Consider the following 14975-nt stretch of genomic DNA (forward strand, 5'->3'; position numbering starts at 1 on the left):
CGGGCACCGGGAGACCCGGTGCCCGCCGCGGCGTTCCCGGGGGTCGACGGCCCGTCACCTTGTCACCGTCCGGTTCCGAAGCGGTCGTGGGAAGGACAAGACCCGGCGGGCGCGCACCCCGCGCCACTAGCGTCGGCGGGCGTCGGGCCGAGCAGCCCGAGCCCTCCACCCACCCGGGAGACACCGTGCCGAGCATCGGACCACGCACCGCCCGCACCCTCCTCGCCGCCGGCACCCTGGTCGCCGCACTCGCCCTCACCGCCTGCGACCCCGAGGCCGGCCCCGGCACCGACGCCGCACCGGCCCCCACCCCCACCGCCGCCGCGACCACCGCCGCACCGAGCAGCCCCGCGCCCGCCGCCACCTCCGCCACCGCCAAGGCCAGCGGCAAGCCCTCGGGCGGCAAGCGCACCGTGATCTCCACCCAGCACGCCGCCGGCCTCACCAAGTCCAGCGGCGACGGCACGATCAGCGACGTCCCCGTCGACCCGGGCGAGATGCGCGACGGCATGAACCTCGTGGTGGAGAACTACGACCGGGCCGGCCAGACCTCCGGCCGGCGGATCCTCTTCGTCGGCGTCGACAACGTCCCCGAGGACACCGGCAAGCGCCGCGAGCACCTCTGGCGCGGCCTGATCGACTACGCCGCCGGCAACGGCTCCACCGGCACCCCGGGCACCGGCACCCCCTACGCCCCCGGCCCGTTCGGCGGCAGCCTGGAGTGCCTGCCGTACGGCGCCGACGCCCTGTGCGGCTGGGCCGACTCCTCGACCGCCGCCGTCGCGCTCTTCCCGCAGTCCTCGCCGGCCTCGGCCGCCAAGCTGTTCGCCTCCATGCGGGCCGACCTGGAGCAGTAGCCGCCCCGCACGGCGCCCGACCGGGGGCGGGAAACGGAGCGGTGGCGGCCGACCCCCCGACCGGGTCGACCGCCACCGCCGCCGTTCACCTCGGACCGGTCAGCACGGACCGAGGTCGCTCCACACCCCCCACTGGCCGGTGGTCGAGGGGTCCTCGCCCTGGGTCCACCACTTGTTGCTGTACTTGTGGCCCTTCCAGGACACCGTGGTGGTGGTCGCGTAGACGGTCGCCGCGTTCCAGCTCGGCACCGTGCAGGTGCCGCCGGTCGGGCTGGCCGAGGTGCTCGGCGAGCTGCTCGCGGAGCCGCTCGGCGAGGCGCTCGCCGAGGACGACGGGCTCGCCGAGGACGAACCGGAGGCCGAGGCGCTCGGCGACGAGGTCGCGCCGGTGCTGCCGCGGGTCAGGTCACCGGTCAGGCCGTACAGCGTGCCGCCGACGTTGACCGTCCAGTTCGCCGGGGTCGAGACCGGCAGGTAGTAGACGAAGTCCATGTCGATCGACGCGCCCGGCGCCAGCGACTGCCAGCTCGGCAGCTTCACCGACACGCGGTTGTACACGCCCTTCAGACCGCCCACGTTGTTCGCCGCCGTGTGGTCCTGCCGGATCACCGTCAGGCCGAAGCCCGACTGGTCCTTGGCGTTGCCCGGCGCCGAGTCGGCGTAGTCGAACTGGAACTCGGTGCCGCCCGGCAGGGTCAGCGTCGAGTTGTTCACGATGTGGATCTTCGGGTTGATCGGGTAGTTCGAGTCACCCAGCGCGAAGTTGGTGAACGACACGTCGATCGGCAGGGTCTGCTGCGGCAGCGCGATCGTCGAACGCGTCGCACCGTACGGCGAGGCCGCCTTGAACTTGTCGTACATCAGCGAGGTCAGCGTCGAGCCCTGCACGTACTCGCCCTTGCCGCCGTTCGCCGTGGCGTCCCACCTGTAGTCGCCCGCGAGCTCCCAGATCATCGCGCCGCCGGCGCCCTGGTTCACCACGTAGTCGGCCTTCGCCGCCACCGACTCCTCGTCCTCGGTGGACAGGAACACCTTCTTGCTGTCGTTCCACAGCCACGGCGCCACCAGCTGGGAGCTGTAGTTGCGGGTGTAGGAACCCTGCAGCGCGGTGTCGGTCAGCCCGTACTCGGAGAGGTAGTCCGGGACGATGCCCTTCTCCAGGTTCTTCGCGTGCCACATCGGGTTGGAGCCCGCCGGGGCCTCCTTGCCGTTGTCGTCCAGGTCGTGCCACAGGTTGTCGATGCCGACCGCACCGTCACCGCACGCCGTCAGGCCCGAGCCCGCCGGACAGGTCGACGTCGACGCCGTGCCCCACAGGCCGTTGGTGCCGCCCGTGACGTTCTTGAACCCGCGGGTGTAGTACGGCAGGCCGATGTTGATCCGGCCGGCCGTCATCGCCCCGCGGAAGTAGTGGTACGCCCAGTCGGTGTTCAGGTAGCCGATGCCGCCGTACTGCGAGGTGCCGTACACGTTCGCCGCCGCCAGCTCGGCGTCCTTGCCGTCGTCGTACAGCGAGGCGTTCGGCCCCACGTACTTGTTCCAGGCACCGTGCAGGTCGTACGACATGATGTTCACGTAGTCCAGGTACTGCGTCACCTGGAACGTCTCCATGCCGCGCAGCAGGTAGCCGGACGACGGCGCCGCCACCGACAGCATGTAGTACTTGCCGTCCGTCGCACCCGCCCGGTCGAGCCTCTCGCGCAGCGTCTTCATCAGCGCCGCGTAACCCTTGACCAGCGAACCGCGCTTCGCGTTCGAGATCGTCGCGTCCAGCGGGTTGCCCGCGTCCTTCATCGACGTCGGGTACTCGTAGTCGACGTCGACGCCGTTGAAGCCGTACTTCTTCACGAAGTCGACCGCCGAGTCCGCGAACGTGTTGATGCCGGCCTGGTTGACCGAACCGTCCGCGTTCACCGTCATGGAGTAGAAGCCGCCCGAGGCGACGCGCTTGCCGTCGTCCCCGAAGTAGCCGCCCGTCTCGGCCCAACCGCCCACCGAGATCAGCGTCTTCACGTTCGGGTACTGCTTCTTGAACTTCGTCAGCAGGTTGAAGTGGCCCTTGTACGGCAGGCTCGGATCCATCTCCGCACCCGCCACGCCCGGGAAGGTCGTCCCGGTCGCCGCGTTGGTCGGCGAATCCGCGCCCACCGACAGCTTGTTGTCGCTGCCGACGTGCCCGAAGGCGTAGTTGAGGTGGGTGACCTTGTCCCACGGGACGTTGTTCACCAGGTAGGCCGGCGTGCCGTCCTGCCCGGTCCGCCAGCCCGTGAAGTAGCCGATGATCCGGCGCTGGTGGTCGGCGCCCATCTTCTCGCGGCCCGCGGTGTCGTAGACGTCGCAGTACGGGACGTCCACACCCGGGGTGGTGTACATGCCGTCGGGACGGCAGGACTGGTTGTCGGCGGCCGCCTGCGAGGGCGACGCACCCAGCGTCGCCAGCAACAGGCCGGCCAGGCCGGCGGCCGCCGTGGCGGCCGCCGCAACCCGCCTGCCGGAGGCCCGGCGGGTACCGACGGCAGGGGGACGCTGCGCCGTCAGGGTTCGGTTCAACACTCGGTCCTCCAGGAGAGAGTGTCGGCGCGCCCGGGAGGGGTGTCGGGGCACGCAAGTGGGGGAGGGTCGGACACACCGCGGCCGACGCACCGTCAACCGCCCGGCCGCCGAACCACAGAGTGCGCCGAAGCTATGTGGTCTGGACCATCCCGGTCAATAGGTCTGTACCAATAGGCCGTTGAACTCCCCCGTGACCCCCACCCCGCCCGATCGTTCCCACATTGGGGGACGGGTACCGAACACAGGAACCCACAGGGGGCACACACATGCAGATCAGATACACCCGCGAACTCCTCGCCACGACCGCGGCGGGGGTCTCGTCGATCGACGAGATGCTGAACGCGCTGGGCAAGGAGCCCGAGACGTACAACCGGCGGTACCTGCGGAGCCGGCTCAACTTCCACGGCGTGGACACCTCCCACTTCCGGGCGAGGGGCGCCGTCTACACGAAGGAGCTGCTGGAGGAGGCGGTCGCCGCATGCCACAGCATCGCCGGGGTTGTCCGCCACCTCGGCCAGCGCTCGTCGGGAGGGACGCAGCAGCACGTCGGACGACGCATCAAGGCCTTCGGAATCGACACCTCGCACTTCACGGGCCAGGCGCACAACCGGGGCCAACGCTCCGGGCGGCGCCTGCGGACGGAGCAGGTACTCGTTCAGCGGCCCGCGGACGCCAAACGACTGCCGGGCATTCGGATCCGCCAAGCGCTGCTCGAAACGGGACTTCCCGATGAGTGCTCGGGCTGCGGCACCGGCCCCGTGTGGCACGGCAAGCCGATGGCCCTGGAGGTCGACCACATCAACGGCGACTGGTCCGACAACCGCCCGGACAACGTCCGCCTTCTCTGCCCGAACTGCCATGCCACGACCGACACCTACTGCGGTCGGAACAAGAACCGCCGCAGCGCGCGCACCGACTGAGCGGAACGCCCGCGCCACGAGCGCTAAGGCGCTGTCGTCGCTGCCGAGGCAGCCCCTAGACTGTGGCCATGCGGTCGTGGCGTAATGGCAGCCGCGCTGGTTTTAGGTGCCAGTGGAGGAAACTCCGTGAGGGTTCGAATCCCTCCGGCCGCACGTACCTGAGAAACGAAGGCCCGCCGGAATCCCTCCGGCGGGCCTTCGGCGTTCCGTACGTCAGCCGAGCAGCTCGCGGACGACCGGTGCCAGCGCGCGGAAGGCCTGGCCGCGGTGGCTGACGGCGTTCTTCTCGGCGGGGGTGAGTTCGGCGCACGTCCGACTCTCGCCGAGGGGCTGCAGGATCGGGTCGTAGCCGAAGCCGCCGTCGCCGGCGGGGACGGTGCGGAGGGTGCCGAGGAGGCGGCCCTCGACGACGCGTTCGGTGCCGTCGGGGAGGGCGAGGGCGGCGGCGCAGGCGAAGTGGGCGCCGCGGTGGGGTTCGGCGATGTCGGAGAGCTGGGCGAGCAGCAGGTCGAGGTTGGCGCGGTCGTCGCCGTGCTTGCCGGACCAGCGGGCGGAGAAGATGCCGGGGGCTCCGCCGAGGACGTCGACGCAGAGGCCGGAGTCGTCGGCGACGGCGGGGTGGCCGGTGGCCTCGGCGAGGGCGTGGGCCTTGAGGAGGGCGTTCTCGGCGAAGGTGACGCCGGTTTCGGGGACGTCGGGGATCTCGGGGTAGGCGTCGGCGCCGACGAGTTCGACGTCGAGTCCGGCGTCGCCGAGGATGTCGCGGAGTTCGGCGACCTTGTGGCGGTTGCGGGTGGCGAGGACGAGGCGTCGTGCAGTCATGCGGCCCACCCTAGCGAGGGGCCGGGTGCTGGGGGTGTCAGCCGGTGCAGGCCTTGCTGAGGTTGCTCGCGGCGTCGCCGAGCGGCTTGAGGTCGGGGATCTGCTTGTTGTCGATGGCCTGCTGGGCCTTGTCGACCTGGGTCTGCAGGTCGGTGACGGCCTGGGAGACGTCGGTGTCGCTGGAGTTGCGGCTGATCTGGTCGAGGTCCTTCTTGAGGGTCTGGAGGGCCTGTCCGGCGGCGTCGGGGTCGTTGGCGGCGTTGTTGAAGGCGCTGCCGGCCTGGGCGACGTCGTTGGTGATGCGGACGGCGGTGTTGCCGCAGTCGAGGGCCTTCTGGGCGGCGGAGCAGCTGACGGCGCTGAGTGGGAGGAGGAGGACGAGGCCGGCCGCGGCGAGGGTGGCGGAGCGGGTGAGGCTGTCCGGCATCGGGTGTCCTCCGTGGTGTGGTGGGCGCGTGCTGGGTCCGTGGTGTGGGACGGCGGGTGGTGCGCTGCCGGTTCCGCGGTTCCGTCGGGAACGCTACGGGCTGCGGGCGCGCCGTGTACAGGATGCGCGCCCGCGGCCCGGTGCGGGGTCAGTTTTCGAGGTCGCGGAGGGCTTTGTGCTGAATTTCGTCCAGTTCTGCGCAACCGAGGGTGCCGAGGTCGAGGAGCTGGTCGAGGAGGGCGCGGTCGAAGGGGGCGCCTTCGGCGGTGCCCTGGACCTCGACGAAGCGTCCGTCGGCGGTGCAGACGATGTTCATGTCGGTTTCGGCGCGGACGTCCTCCTCGTAGCGGAGGTCGAGCATGGGGGTGCCGTCGATGATGCCGACGCTGACGGCGCTGACGCCGCCGGTGATGGGGTTGCCCTTGGCGCGGAGCAGCTTCTTGTCGCGGGCCCAGGCGACGGCGTCGACGAGGGCGACGTAGGCGCCGGTGATGGCGGCGGTGCGGGTGCCGCCGTCGGCCTGGAGGACGTCGCAGTCGAGGACGATGGTGTTCTCGGCGAGGGCGCGGTGGTCGACGACGGCGCGCAGGGAGCGGCCGATGAGGCGGCTGATCTCGTGGGTGCGGCCGCCGATCTTGCCGCGGACGGATTCGCGGTCGCCGCGGGTGTTGGTGGCGCGGGGGAGCATGGAGTATTCGGCGGTGACCCAGCCTTCGCCGCTGCCCTTGCGCCAGCGGGGGACGCCTTCGGTGACGCTGGCGGTGCAGAGGACTTTGGTGTCGCCGAAGGAGACGAGGACGGAGCCTTCTGCGTGCTTGCTCCAGCCTCGTTCGATGGTGACGGGGCGGAGCTGGTCGGGGGTGCGGCCGTCGATGCGTGACATAGGCACCGAGCGTAGCCGTTGCGGGGTGCGGTGCGGCCCGCCGTCCCGGTGGGGGCGGCGGGCCGTGGCCGGGGTGGTGGCCGGTCAGTCCATCATGTCTTCGATCTCGCCGGCGATGGGGTCGGCGTCGGTGCCGATGACGACCTGGATGGCGGTGCCCATCTTGACGACGCCGTGGGCGCCGGCGGCCTTGAGGGCGGCTTCGTCGACGAGGTCGGGGTTGACGACTTCGGTGCGCAGGCGGGTGATGCAGCCTTCGACCTCTTCGATGTTGTCGATTCCGCCGAGGCCGGCGACGATCTTCTCTGCCTTGCTGGCCATGTGTGTCTCCCTGGGTGTCGGCGGTTCGGCGGGTGGTGTCGGGTGCCGTGCCGCTCGGTGCGGTGGTGCGGTGGTGCGTGGTGCGTGGGTGTGCCGGTGTGGTGACGCGGGTTCAGCTTCCGTGTCGGCCGGCGGCGCGACAAGCATTTCCCGTTTGGGGGCGGTTTGCCACGTCAGTCCACTTTTGGCCCATTTTGGCGCGCACGGGTGTGCGGCCGGGCCCGAGGATGGCGATCATCGGGCTGCCGTCCGGCGCCCGTCCACCTCCCCAAGTGGTCTACACCAATAGTAGGCGCAGTGCCGGGGTGGCGGAACGGACCCCCGGGCCGAGCCGTGGACCGCACGCGGAGGACTCCCATGAGTACAGCAGGCACCGCGCCCGCACCGACACCGTGGTGGCAGTCCTTCTACGGCGGGCTGCAGAAGATGGGGCGCAGCCTGCAGCTCCCGGTGGCGGTGCTGCCGGCCGCCGGCATCCTGAACCGGTTGGGCCAGGACGACGTGTTCGGCAAGGACGGCCTCGGCTGGGACAACGTGGCGAAGGTGTTCGCGGCGGCGGGCGGCGCGCTGCTGGACTCCAATCTGGGCCTGCCGCTGCTGTTCTGCATCGGTGTGGCGATCGGCATGGCGAAGAAGGCGGACGGGTCGACGGCCCTGGCGGCGGTGACGGGCTTCCTCGTCTACCACAACGTGCTGCTGGCCTTCCCGGACCGGGACCAGTGCACGGGCACGATCGTGGGCAACCAGTGCATCGACTACTCGGCGCACACGTCGAGTGCGGCGGTGTTCCAGAATCCGGGGGTGCTGGGGGGCATCCTGATCGGCCTGATGTCGGCGTGGCTGTGGATGCGGTACCACCGGACGAAGCTGGTGGACTGGCTGGGCTTCTTCAACGGCCGCCGGCTGGTGCCGATGATCACGGCGGTGGCGGGGCTGGCGCTGGCCTGCCTGGGGCTGTGGGTGTGGCCGCCGATCGGGCGGGCGATGACCGACTTCTCGCAGTGGCTGGCCGACCTGGGCGCGGGCGGTGCGGGGATCTTCGGCGTGGCGAACCGGGCGCTGCTGCTGATCGGCATGCACCAGTTGATCAACACCTTCGTCTGGTTCCAGTTCGGCGAGTTCCACAAGCCCGGCACGGACGAGGTGGTGCACGGCGACATCCCGCGGTTCCTGGCGGGCGACCCGACGGCGGGGCAGTTCACCTCGGGCTTCTTCCCGATCATGATGTTCGCGCTGCCGGCGGCGGCGATGGCGATCGCGCACTCGGCGAAGCCGCACCGGCGCAAGGAGATCTACGGTCTGATGACCTCGGTCGCGCTGACCAGCTTCGTGACGGGCGTGACGGAGCCGATCGAGTACTCCTTCGCCTACATCGCGCCGGGCCTGTTCGTGCTGCACGCGCTGTTGACGGGCGCCTCGATGGCGGTGACCTGGGCGCTGGGGGTGCACGACGGCTTCAGTTTCTCGGCCGGCCTGATCGACTACGTGATCAACTGGGGGCTGGCGACGAAACCGTGGCTGATCATGCCGATCGGCCTGGCCTTCGCGGTCGTCTATTACGCGCTGTTCCGGTTCGTCATCGTCCGGTTCAACCTGAAGACGCCGGGGCGGGAGGACGACGACCAGGTCGAGGACGTGACCAAGGCCTGAGGACCATTTGTTGCGCAACTCGCCAAAATGGCGGATGACCGAGCACAGTCAAGATCGTCGATCCGCAACAAGGTTTCGATTTCATAGCGCTTCCCACCTGCGGCGCTTTCCGGGGTTCCCCCCTCCGTCGGGCGCGTGTTAAAAACTGGTCTACACCACTCGTGGTGTAGACCAGTTCGCGAGTCGGCCCCCGATGCACCCCCACCGACCCGCCCTGCCGTTAGGAACCACCCCATGAGTACGACTGCGCAGGCACCGGCGCCCGCCACGGCACCGGCACCCTCCCCGATCAAGAAGATCGGCCAGAGCACGATCCAGGGCCTGCAGAAGATCGGCCGCAGCCTCCAGCTGCCGATCGCCGTGCTGCCGGCCGCGGGCCTGCTGCTCCGTCTCGGCCAGGACGACGTGTTCGGCAAGGACGGTCTCGGCTGGGACAAGGTCGCCGCGGTGTTCAGCACGGCGGGCGACGCCGTGTTCAGCAACCTCCCGCTGCTCTTCGCGGTGGGCATCGCCATCGGCTTCGCCAAGAAGGCCGACGGCTCGACCGCCCTCGCCGCCCTGGTCGGCTTCCTGGTGTACAAGAACGTGCTCACCGCGTTCCCGATCACCGACGGCCACATCGCCGACGGCAAGTGGGTCGCACCCACCTACCAGAACCCGGGCGTGCTCGGCGGCATCGTGATCGGCCTGCTCAGCGCCGTGCTCTGGCAGAAGTTCCACCGCACCAAGCTGGTGGACTGGCTGGGCTTCTTCAACGGCCGCCGCCTGGTGCCGATCATCATGGCCTTCGTCGGCACCGCCGTCGGCGTGGTCTTCGCGCTGGTCTGGGGCCCGGTCGGCGACGCGATCGGCAGCCTCAACGACTCCCTGATCGGTGCGGGCGCCTTCGGTGCGGGCGCCTTCGGCCTGATCAACCGCGGTCTGCTGCCGGTCGGCATGCACCAGTTCGTGAACTCCTACGCCTGGTTCCAGACCGGTGACTACACCAAGGCCGACGGCACCGTGGTGCACGGCGACCTGACCCGCTACTTCGCCGGCGACCCGACCGCCGGCCAGTTCATGTCGGGCTTCTTCCCGATCATGATGTTCGCGCTGCCCGCCGCCGCCCTGGCCATCGCGCACGCCGCCCGCCCGGAGCGCCGCGCCGCGGTGATGGGCATGATGATGTCGCTGGCGCTGACCTCCTTCGTCACCGGTGTCACCGAGCCGATCGAGTTCGCCTTCCTCTTCATCGCCCCGGTCCTGTTCGCCATCCACGCCGTGCTGACCGCCGTCTCCATGGCCGTCACCTGGGCGCTCGGGGTGCACGCCGGCTTCACCTTCTCGGCCGGCCTGATCGACTACGGCCTCGGCTTCAGCAAGGCCACCCACCCGCTGCTGATCATCCCGATCGGCCTGGTCTTCGCCGGCCTGTACTACGTGCTCTTCCGCTTCGCGATCACCAAGTTCAACCTCAAGACCCCCGGTCGCGAGGACGACACCGAGGTCGAGGACGTCACCAAGGCCTGACGCCCCTCCCCCACCCCCGCACGGACCCCGCCCGGCTGCTCAGGGCGGGGTCCGTCGCCACGTCCGGGCCGGCGCACGCCACGCCCCGGCCGGTGTGAGGCAGGACACACGGAACGTCCGCCCCCGGCCGCTCCTCCCTCTGCGGTGACGGACCGTCGACCGGACGGCGCCGACCGGCCGACCCGGCCGACCGAAGCGAGGGGGACCCGTGGACCGCACCGTGGACCGCACCGAGCAGCGCATCGTGCAGCGCACCGGAACGGCGGTGGCCGCACTGCTGGCCGCCGACGCCGCACTCCACCTGTACTGGGCCACCGGCCTCACCTGGCCCGCCGCCGACAGCCGGGCCCTCTCGCAGGCCGTCCTCAACGCCGACGTCCCGTTCACGCCGCCCGTGGTGCTGCCGCTCGCCGCGCTGCTGCTCGCCGCGGCGGCCGCGGTGCTCGCCCGGGCGCACGGCCTCGGCGGGCCCCGCACCGCCCGGCTCTGCCGACTCGCCACCGCCGCCGTGGCAACCGGACTGCTGCTCCGCGGGGCGGCCGGCATCGTGTGGGCCTGCGGCCCCGGCACCGACCCCGGCAGCGCCTTCCGCCTGCTCGACCAGGTGCTCTACACCCCGCTCTGCCTCGGCTTCGGCGCGGCGGCGGCCCGGGCCGCCGGGCTCCGCCCGCGCCGAGCGGTGCGAGACTTCCGCCGTGGCTGATCCCGACGAGCACTCCCGCGGCGTGGCGCTGGCCCGCGCCGCCCGGCGCGGGGACACCCTCGCGATGAGCGACCTGCTCGACCACCTCACGCCCTACGTCGGGCGGATCTGCGGACGGATCTGCGGGCCCGCCGCCGCGGCCGGCCGCCAGGACGCGGTGCAGGAGACGCTCACCGCGGTCTTCCGGGGCCTGCGCTCGCTGAGGGACGCGAACGCGCTGTACGGCTGGGTCCGGGTGCTGGCCGTCCGCGAGGCGGTACGGGTGGTCCGCCGGGACGGCCGGGACCTGCCCGCCGAACTCGCCGCACTGCCCTCGCCCGGGGACGCCCAGCTCGCCGCGGACATCCGGGACGTGCTGGGCCGGCTCACCCCCGAGCACCGGGCCGTCCTGCTGCTGCGCGACGTCGAGGGCTTGGACGAGCGGTCCGCCGCCGGGCTGCTCGGCATCCCCGAGGGCACCGTGAAGTCCCGGCTGCACCGCGCCCGGACCGTATTCCGAAGGATGTGGACGGCATGAGGACGGACGACCCGACGGCCCCGCTCGACCCGGTGCGCCGGCTGCACGTGATGGCCGCGGGGATCCGCGGCGCCCGCGTCACCGAGGGCGTGGTCGACGCGCCGTTCGACCGGGTGTGGGCGGTCATGGCCGATCTGGAGGGTGAGTTCGGGCGCTTCCAGCCCGACATGCGCAGCCTGCGCGTGACCCGCCGGGACGGCGACCGGGTGGAGGCCCTGGCGCGCAGCCGGTACGGGATGCGGGCCCGGTTCGACGGGGTGCTCCGGCCGGGCTGGTGCTGGCTGCAGAGCCGGTTCGTGGTCATCGGGATGGCGGCCGTCACCGACGGCAGCGGCACCACCCGGGTCGCACTGACCGGCGGCGTCCGGGTGCCCGGCCGGGCTGCGCTCGTCCCGCTGGGCACCCGCCGCGAGCCGCGGCTGGCCCTGGCCCGCCTGCGGCAGCGGGTGGACGGGAGGGCCTGACAGGGCACGTGTTCCGGTGGTCGCTCTCAGGGGCGCGTGGGGGCACCTCCCGGCCGAAGGCCGGGGGAGAACCGCGCAGTCCGGGAGTGGTGGTCCTGACGGATCCGGTCCATCCTGGTCCGCACGGTTGCCTCGTCCCCGCGCGCTCCTGGCACGCTTCAGATCCAGCCGAGGCGGGCGGCGTGGACACCGGCCTGGAAGCGGCTCTGGGCCCCGAGGTCGGTGGTGAGGTCGGAGACCAGGCGGCGCACCGTGCGCTCGGAGATCTCCAGCTTGCGGGCGATCGCCTGGTCGGTGAGACCGGCGGCGAGCAGCCGGAGCACCTCGCGGTGGCGGTCGTCGGGCACCGGGCGGCCGAGCAGGTCCGGCGGCACCCAGGCGGCCGTCCAGAAGTACTCGAAGAGCTCGCGGACCACCGCGAGCACCGCCTCGTCCCGGACGACCAGCGCGGTGTCCGGGGCGCCGCCGGGCGCGGGCAGCACCGCCATGGTGCTGTCCACGGCGATCAGCCACAGCGGCAGCGTGTGCGCGACCCGGATGCCGGCGCCCGCGGCGGTCAGCCGCTGCACGTGGTCGAGCACGTCCGGGTGGTGCAGGGCCGCCGCCGGGTAGACGGTGCGCAGCCGGACGCCGTGGGCGAGGGCGATGCGTTCGCGGGCGAGTTTGCCGTCGAGGGCGGGGCGGGAGTGGTCCTGCCCGGGGCGGAGCGAGAGGACTTCGGTGCGGGCGCTGTGCGCGGCGTCCTCCAGGAGGGCGGCGATGCGGTCGGCGCCGTGGACGAGGTGGCGGGTGCCGCTGTCGTCGGTGTCGCTCTGGGCGGGCAGGTAGCGGGTGTGGAGCTGTTCGACGGTGTCGCGGGTGCGCCGGACGGCGGTGAAGAGGTCGGCGAGGTGTCCGTCGGCGTCGGCGAGGAGGTGGCGGACGGCGGTGGCGACGGAGACGGCGGTGAGGCCGCTGCCGGTGGCGGTGGTGGGCCGGAGCAGTCCGAGCTGCCGGAGTTCGCCGAGTGCGGTGTCGAACTCGGTTTCGTTCCAGCCGAGTTCGCTGCGCAGTTCGGGCAGCGGGCGGCTCGGGTCGGTGCGCAGGCGGCGGTAGAGGGCGGTGCTGTGCTCCACGGCGGGGACGATAGCCATCCGGTCGGTGGGCGAACGGTGAATTCCACCATCCGGGACGGCGGCTCCGGTCCCGGCCATGGCCGGTTCTGCCGCCTGCGGGGCGGGTCGTGCGGGGCGGTACCGGGGTCAGGATGGCGGCATGACGACGGACGGGGCTTCGAGGATCTGGTTCGACGGCGCGCTGGTGCCGTGGCAGGAGGCGCAGGTGCACGTGCTGACGCACGGCCTGCACTACGGGACGGGGGTGCTGGAGGGCACCCGGGTGTTCGGGACGGCCGGCGGGCCGGCGGTGTTCCGTCTGGAGGAGCACCTGCGGCGGCTGCTGCGCAGTGCGCACATGCTGCGGATGCCGTTGCCGTACGGGGTGGAGGAGTTGGCGGCGGGCACGGTGGAGCTGCTGCGGGCGAACGGTCAGGGCGCCTGCTACGTCCGGCACTTCGCGTTCCTGGGGGACGGCTCGATGGGGCTGGACATGCGGGGGGTGCGGACCAGGACGGTGATCGCGTCCTGGGAGTGGCCGGAGCAACGGCCGTCGGGCGGGCTGCGGTTGAAGACGAGCAGTTGGCGGCGGACGGATCCGAACAGCGTGCCGCCGGCGGCGAAGGCGACCGGGCCGTACCTGAATTCGGTGCTGGCGCGGCGGGAGGCGACGGACGCCGGCTACGACGAGGCGCTGCTGCTGGCGGCGGACGGTTCGGTCAGCGAGTGCAGTGCGGAGAACGTGTTCGTGGTGCGGGACGGGGTGCTGCGGACGCCGCCGGTGGCGGCGGGTGCGCTGGAGGGGATCACGCAGGACACGGTGCTGGTGCTGGCCCGGGACCTGGGGATCGAGGTGCGGGTGGAGCGGCTGCTGCGCTCGGACCTGTACGCCGCGGACGAGGTGTTCGTCTGCGGGACGGCGGCGGGGATCGTGCCGGTGGCCTCGCTGGACGACCGCGGGCTGCCGGCGGCGCCGGGCGGGGTGACGAAGCGCCTTGCGGAGCTGTACCGGGCGGCGGTGTCGGGCGAGGAGCCGCGATACGCGCACTGGCTGACCCGGGTCTAGACCCCCGGGGCGCGTGGGGGCACCTCCCGGCCGAAGGCCGAGGGGAGAGCTGCGCGGTTCCCCGCGCCCCCATGGCCTGCTCCCCCGGTCCGCCTTCAGTGCAGGTCGTAGACGGCGCCGGGGCGGGCGACCTCGACGGGGCCGTCGAAGGCTGCGGCGGCGTCGCGGCGGTTCTGCTCGGCGTCCGTCCACGGCGGGACGTGGGTGAGCACGAGGCGGCCGACGTCGGCGGCCGCGGCGTGTTCGCCGGCCTCGCGTCCGTTGAGGTGGATCGCCTCGTAGGTCTCCTTGCCGTCGGTGTAGGCGGCCTCGCAGAGGAAGAGGTCGACGCCGCGGGCGAGGTCGACGAGCTCGGCGCACTCGCCGGTGTCGCCGGAGTAGGCGAGGGAGGCGCCGCCGTGCTCGACGCGGAAGCCGTAGGCCTCGGTGTCGAGGTGGTTGACCCGGGCGCTGGTGATGCGCAGCGGGCCGAGGTCGAAGCTGCGGTTGCCGAGCGGGCGGAAGTCGAAGACCTCCTTCATGCCGGGTTCCTCCGGCATGTCGTAGGCGCGGGCGAGGCGCTCGGCGGTGCCGTGCGGTCCGTGGACGGGGAGGAGTGCGGGGCAGCCCTCGAGCCGGTAGTTGCGGGCGACCCAGTAGGCGCAGAGGTCGATGCAGTGGTCGGCGTGCAGGTGGCTGAGCAGGACGGCGTCGACGTCGTAGAGGCCGGTGTACTTCTGGAGCGCGCCGAGGGCGCCGTTGCCGAGGTCGATGACCAGGCGGTAGCCGTCGGCCTCGACGAGGTAGCTGGAGCAGGGCGACTCGGCGGACGGGAAGCTTCCCGAGCACCCCACCACGGTCAGTTTCATGCCGAGCCCCTCCGCCCCGATGGGGTCATGGTCCACACGCCGGCGGGGCGCTACCTCTCGGTAGCAGTGCCCCTTCGCGTTGTCGAGGGTAAGGGGCGGGCGGCACTTTGCCCCCGTCTCCGTGCCGCGCTGTGGCTGGAATCACCAGAACGGGCCGGGCCCGGTGGCGGGCCGGACGGGGCGGGTGCGAGCGGCGTACGGCGCGGGCGGCGGCGGGTACGCCGGGGGGGCGGGGGGCGGTGCGGGTGGGCGGCGCCCGGGGGGGGGCACCCCCCACGACCCGCGGCACCACCGCCCCCCCCCCCCACGCGCACACCAGAAAAGAGAACGGGGTGGAGCGC

General features: G+C 71.9%; 15 protein-coding genes and 1 tRNA gene. 9 read left to right on the forward strand and 7 right to left on the reverse strand.

Going from position 1 to position 14975, the window contains the following annotated elements:
* Positions 1–185: 185 nt before the first annotated feature.
* The gene (locus ABZ641_RS12130) at positions 186–857 is read left to right on the forward strand and encodes a hypothetical protein (protein WP_359981144.1); all 672 of its coding nucleotides are present in this window, start codon (positions 186–188) and stop codon (positions 855–857) included.
* Positions 858–956: 99 nt separating this feature from the next.
* Here the strand turns inward: ABZ641_RS12130 and ABZ641_RS12135 are convergent, their stop codons facing one another.
* On the reverse strand, positions 957–3311 hold the full coding sequence (locus ABZ641_RS12135) for a chitinase C-terminal domain-containing protein (protein WP_359981159.1): 2355 nt from the start codon (positions 3309–3311) through the stop codon (positions 957–959).
* Positions 3312–3676: 365 nt separating this feature from the next.
* On the opposite strand from ABZ641_RS12135, the gene ABZ641_RS12140 reads away from it, so the two are divergent.
* Both ABZ641_RS12140 and ABZ641_RS12145 read left to right on the forward strand, forming a co-directional pair.
* A complete protein-coding gene (locus tag ABZ641_RS12140; RefSeq protein WP_359981147.1) occupies positions 3677–4330 on the forward strand; it encodes an HNH endonuclease signature motif containing protein in 654 nt (217 codons plus the stop codon).
* Between the two features lie 70 nt (positions 4331–4400).
* Positions 4401–4483: transfer RNA gene (locus tag ABZ641_RS12145), tRNA-Leu, on the forward strand.
* Between the two features lie 60 nt (positions 4484–4543).
* On the opposite strand, the gene rdgB is transcribed toward ABZ641_RS12145, so the two are convergent.
* The 4 genes from rdgB to ABZ641_RS12165 form a co-directional block, all read right to left on the reverse strand.
* Complete coding sequence (rdgB, locus tag ABZ641_RS12150) at positions 4544–5152, reverse strand: RdgB/HAM1 family non-canonical purine NTP pyrophosphatase (protein WP_359981150.1); 609 nt, start codon at positions 5150–5152, stop codon at positions 4544–4546.
* A 37-nt stretch (positions 5153–5189) separates the two neighbouring features.
* Complete coding sequence (locus tag ABZ641_RS12155; protein ID WP_344626794.1) at positions 5190–5579, reverse strand: hypothetical protein; 390 nt, start codon at positions 5577–5579, stop codon at positions 5190–5192.
* A gap of 148 nt (positions 5580–5727) precedes the next feature.
* Positions 5728–6462, reverse strand: a complete 735-nt coding sequence (rph, locus tag ABZ641_RS12160; RefSeq protein ID WP_344626795.1) for a ribonuclease PH — start codon at positions 6460–6462, stop codon at positions 5728–5730.
* 84 nt (positions 6463–6546) lie between these two features.
* Complete coding sequence (locus ABZ641_RS12165; RefSeq protein ID WP_030275743.1) at positions 6547–6783, reverse strand: PTS glucose/sucrose transporter subunit IIB; 237 nt, start codon at positions 6781–6783, stop codon at positions 6547–6549.
* A 357-nt stretch (positions 6784–7140) separates the two neighbouring features.
* On the opposite strand from ABZ641_RS12165, the gene ABZ641_RS12170 reads away from it, so the two are divergent.
* The 5 genes from ABZ641_RS12170 to ABZ641_RS12190 all read left to right on the forward strand — a co-directional run bounded on the left by ABZ641_RS12170 (position 7141) and on the right by ABZ641_RS12190 (position 11626).
* Positions 7141–8433: a PTS transporter subunit EIIC gene (locus ABZ641_RS12170; protein ID WP_344626796.1), complete on the forward strand. Its 1293-nt coding sequence runs from the start codon at positions 7141–7143 to the stop codon at positions 8431–8433.
* A gap of 234 nt (positions 8434–8667) precedes the next feature.
* Positions 8668–9942, forward strand: a complete 1275-nt coding sequence (locus ABZ641_RS12175; RefSeq protein ID WP_344626797.1) for a PTS transporter subunit EIIC — start codon at positions 8668–8670, stop codon at positions 9940–9942.
* Between the two features lie 208 nt (positions 9943–10150).
* On the forward strand, positions 10151–10645 hold the full coding sequence (locus tag ABZ641_RS12180) for a DUF3995 domain-containing protein (RefSeq protein WP_344626798.1): 495 nt from the start codon (positions 10151–10153) through the stop codon (positions 10643–10645).
* Positions 10638–11162, forward strand: a complete 525-nt coding sequence (locus tag ABZ641_RS12185; protein WP_344626799.1) for an RNA polymerase sigma factor — start codon at positions 10638–10640, stop codon at positions 11160–11162. Before ABZ641_RS12180 ends, ABZ641_RS12185 begins: the two co-directional genes overlap by 8 nt.
* Positions 11159–11626, forward strand: a complete 468-nt coding sequence (locus ABZ641_RS12190; protein WP_344626800.1) for a hypothetical protein — start codon at positions 11159–11161, stop codon at positions 11624–11626. The genes ABZ641_RS12185 and ABZ641_RS12190 overlap by 4 nt, the downstream gene beginning before the upstream one ends.
* A gap of 158 nt (positions 11627–11784) precedes the next feature.
* Here ABZ641_RS12190 and ABZ641_RS12195 read toward each other — a convergent pair whose 3' ends face one another.
* Positions 11785–12741 carry a helix-turn-helix transcriptional regulator gene (locus tag ABZ641_RS12195; RefSeq protein WP_344626801.1) on the reverse strand — a complete coding sequence of 319 codons (957 nt, stop codon included), beginning with the start codon at positions 12739–12741 and terminating at the stop codon, positions 11785–11787.
* Positions 12742–12880: 139 nt separating this feature from the next.
* On the opposite strand from ABZ641_RS12195, the gene ABZ641_RS12200 reads away from it, so the two are divergent.
* Positions 12881–13786, forward strand: coding sequence for a branched-chain amino acid transaminase (locus ABZ641_RS12200; protein WP_344626802.1), 906 nt, complete (start codon positions 12881–12883; stop codon positions 13784–13786).
* A 95-nt stretch (positions 13787–13881) separates the two neighbouring features.
* Here the strand turns inward: ABZ641_RS12200 and ABZ641_RS12205 are convergent, their stop codons facing one another.
* A complete protein-coding gene (locus ABZ641_RS12205; RefSeq protein WP_344626803.1) occupies positions 13882–14634 on the reverse strand; it encodes an MBL fold metallo-hydrolase in 753 nt (250 codons plus the stop codon).
* Between the last annotated feature and the right edge of the window lie 341 nt (positions 14635–14975).

It is taken from the genome of Kitasatospora sp. NPDC007106, from assembly GCF_040634455.1.
Taxonomy (GTDB): Bacteria; Actinomycetota; Actinomycetes; order Streptomycetales; family Streptomycetaceae; genus Kitasatospora; species Kitasatospora arboriphila.

Coding starts and splice junctions, on each gene's coding strand:
- ABZ641_RS12140 (WP_359981147.1), top strand. CDS start 3,677: ATGCAGATCAGATACACCCGCGAACTCCTCGCCACGACCGCGGCGGGG.
- ABZ641_RS12155 (WP_344626794.1), bottom strand. CDS start 5,579: ATGCCGGACAGCCTCACCCGCTCCGCCACCCTCGCCGCGGCCGGCCTC.
- rdgB (WP_359981150.1), bottom strand. CDS start 5,152: ATGACTGCACGACGCCTCGTCCTCGCCACCCGCAACCGCCACAAGGTC.
- ABZ641_RS12205 (WP_344626803.1), bottom strand. CDS start 14,634: ATGAAACTGACCGTGGTGGGGTGCTCGGGAAGCTTCCCGTCCGCCGAG.
- ABZ641_RS12165 (WP_030275743.1), bottom strand. CDS start 6,783: ATGGCCAGCAAGGCAGAGAAGATCGTCGCCGGCCTCGGCGGAATCGAC.
- ABZ641_RS12200 (WP_344626802.1), top strand. CDS start 12,881: ATGACGACGGACGGGGCTTCGAGGATCTGGTTCGACGGCGCGCTGGTG.
- ABZ641_RS12170 (WP_344626796.1), top strand. CDS start 7,141: ATGAGTACAGCAGGCACCGCGCCCGCACCGACACCGTGGTGGCAGTCC.
- ABZ641_RS12175 (WP_344626797.1), top strand. CDS start 8,668: ATGAGTACGACTGCGCAGGCACCGGCGCCCGCCACGGCACCGGCACCC.
- ABZ641_RS12190 (WP_344626800.1), top strand. CDS start 11,159: ATGAGGACGGACGACCCGACGGCCCCGCTCGACCCGGTGCGCCGGCTG.
- rph (WP_344626795.1), bottom strand. CDS start 6,462: ATGTCACGCATCGACGGCCGCACCCCCGACCAGCTCCGCCCCGTCACC.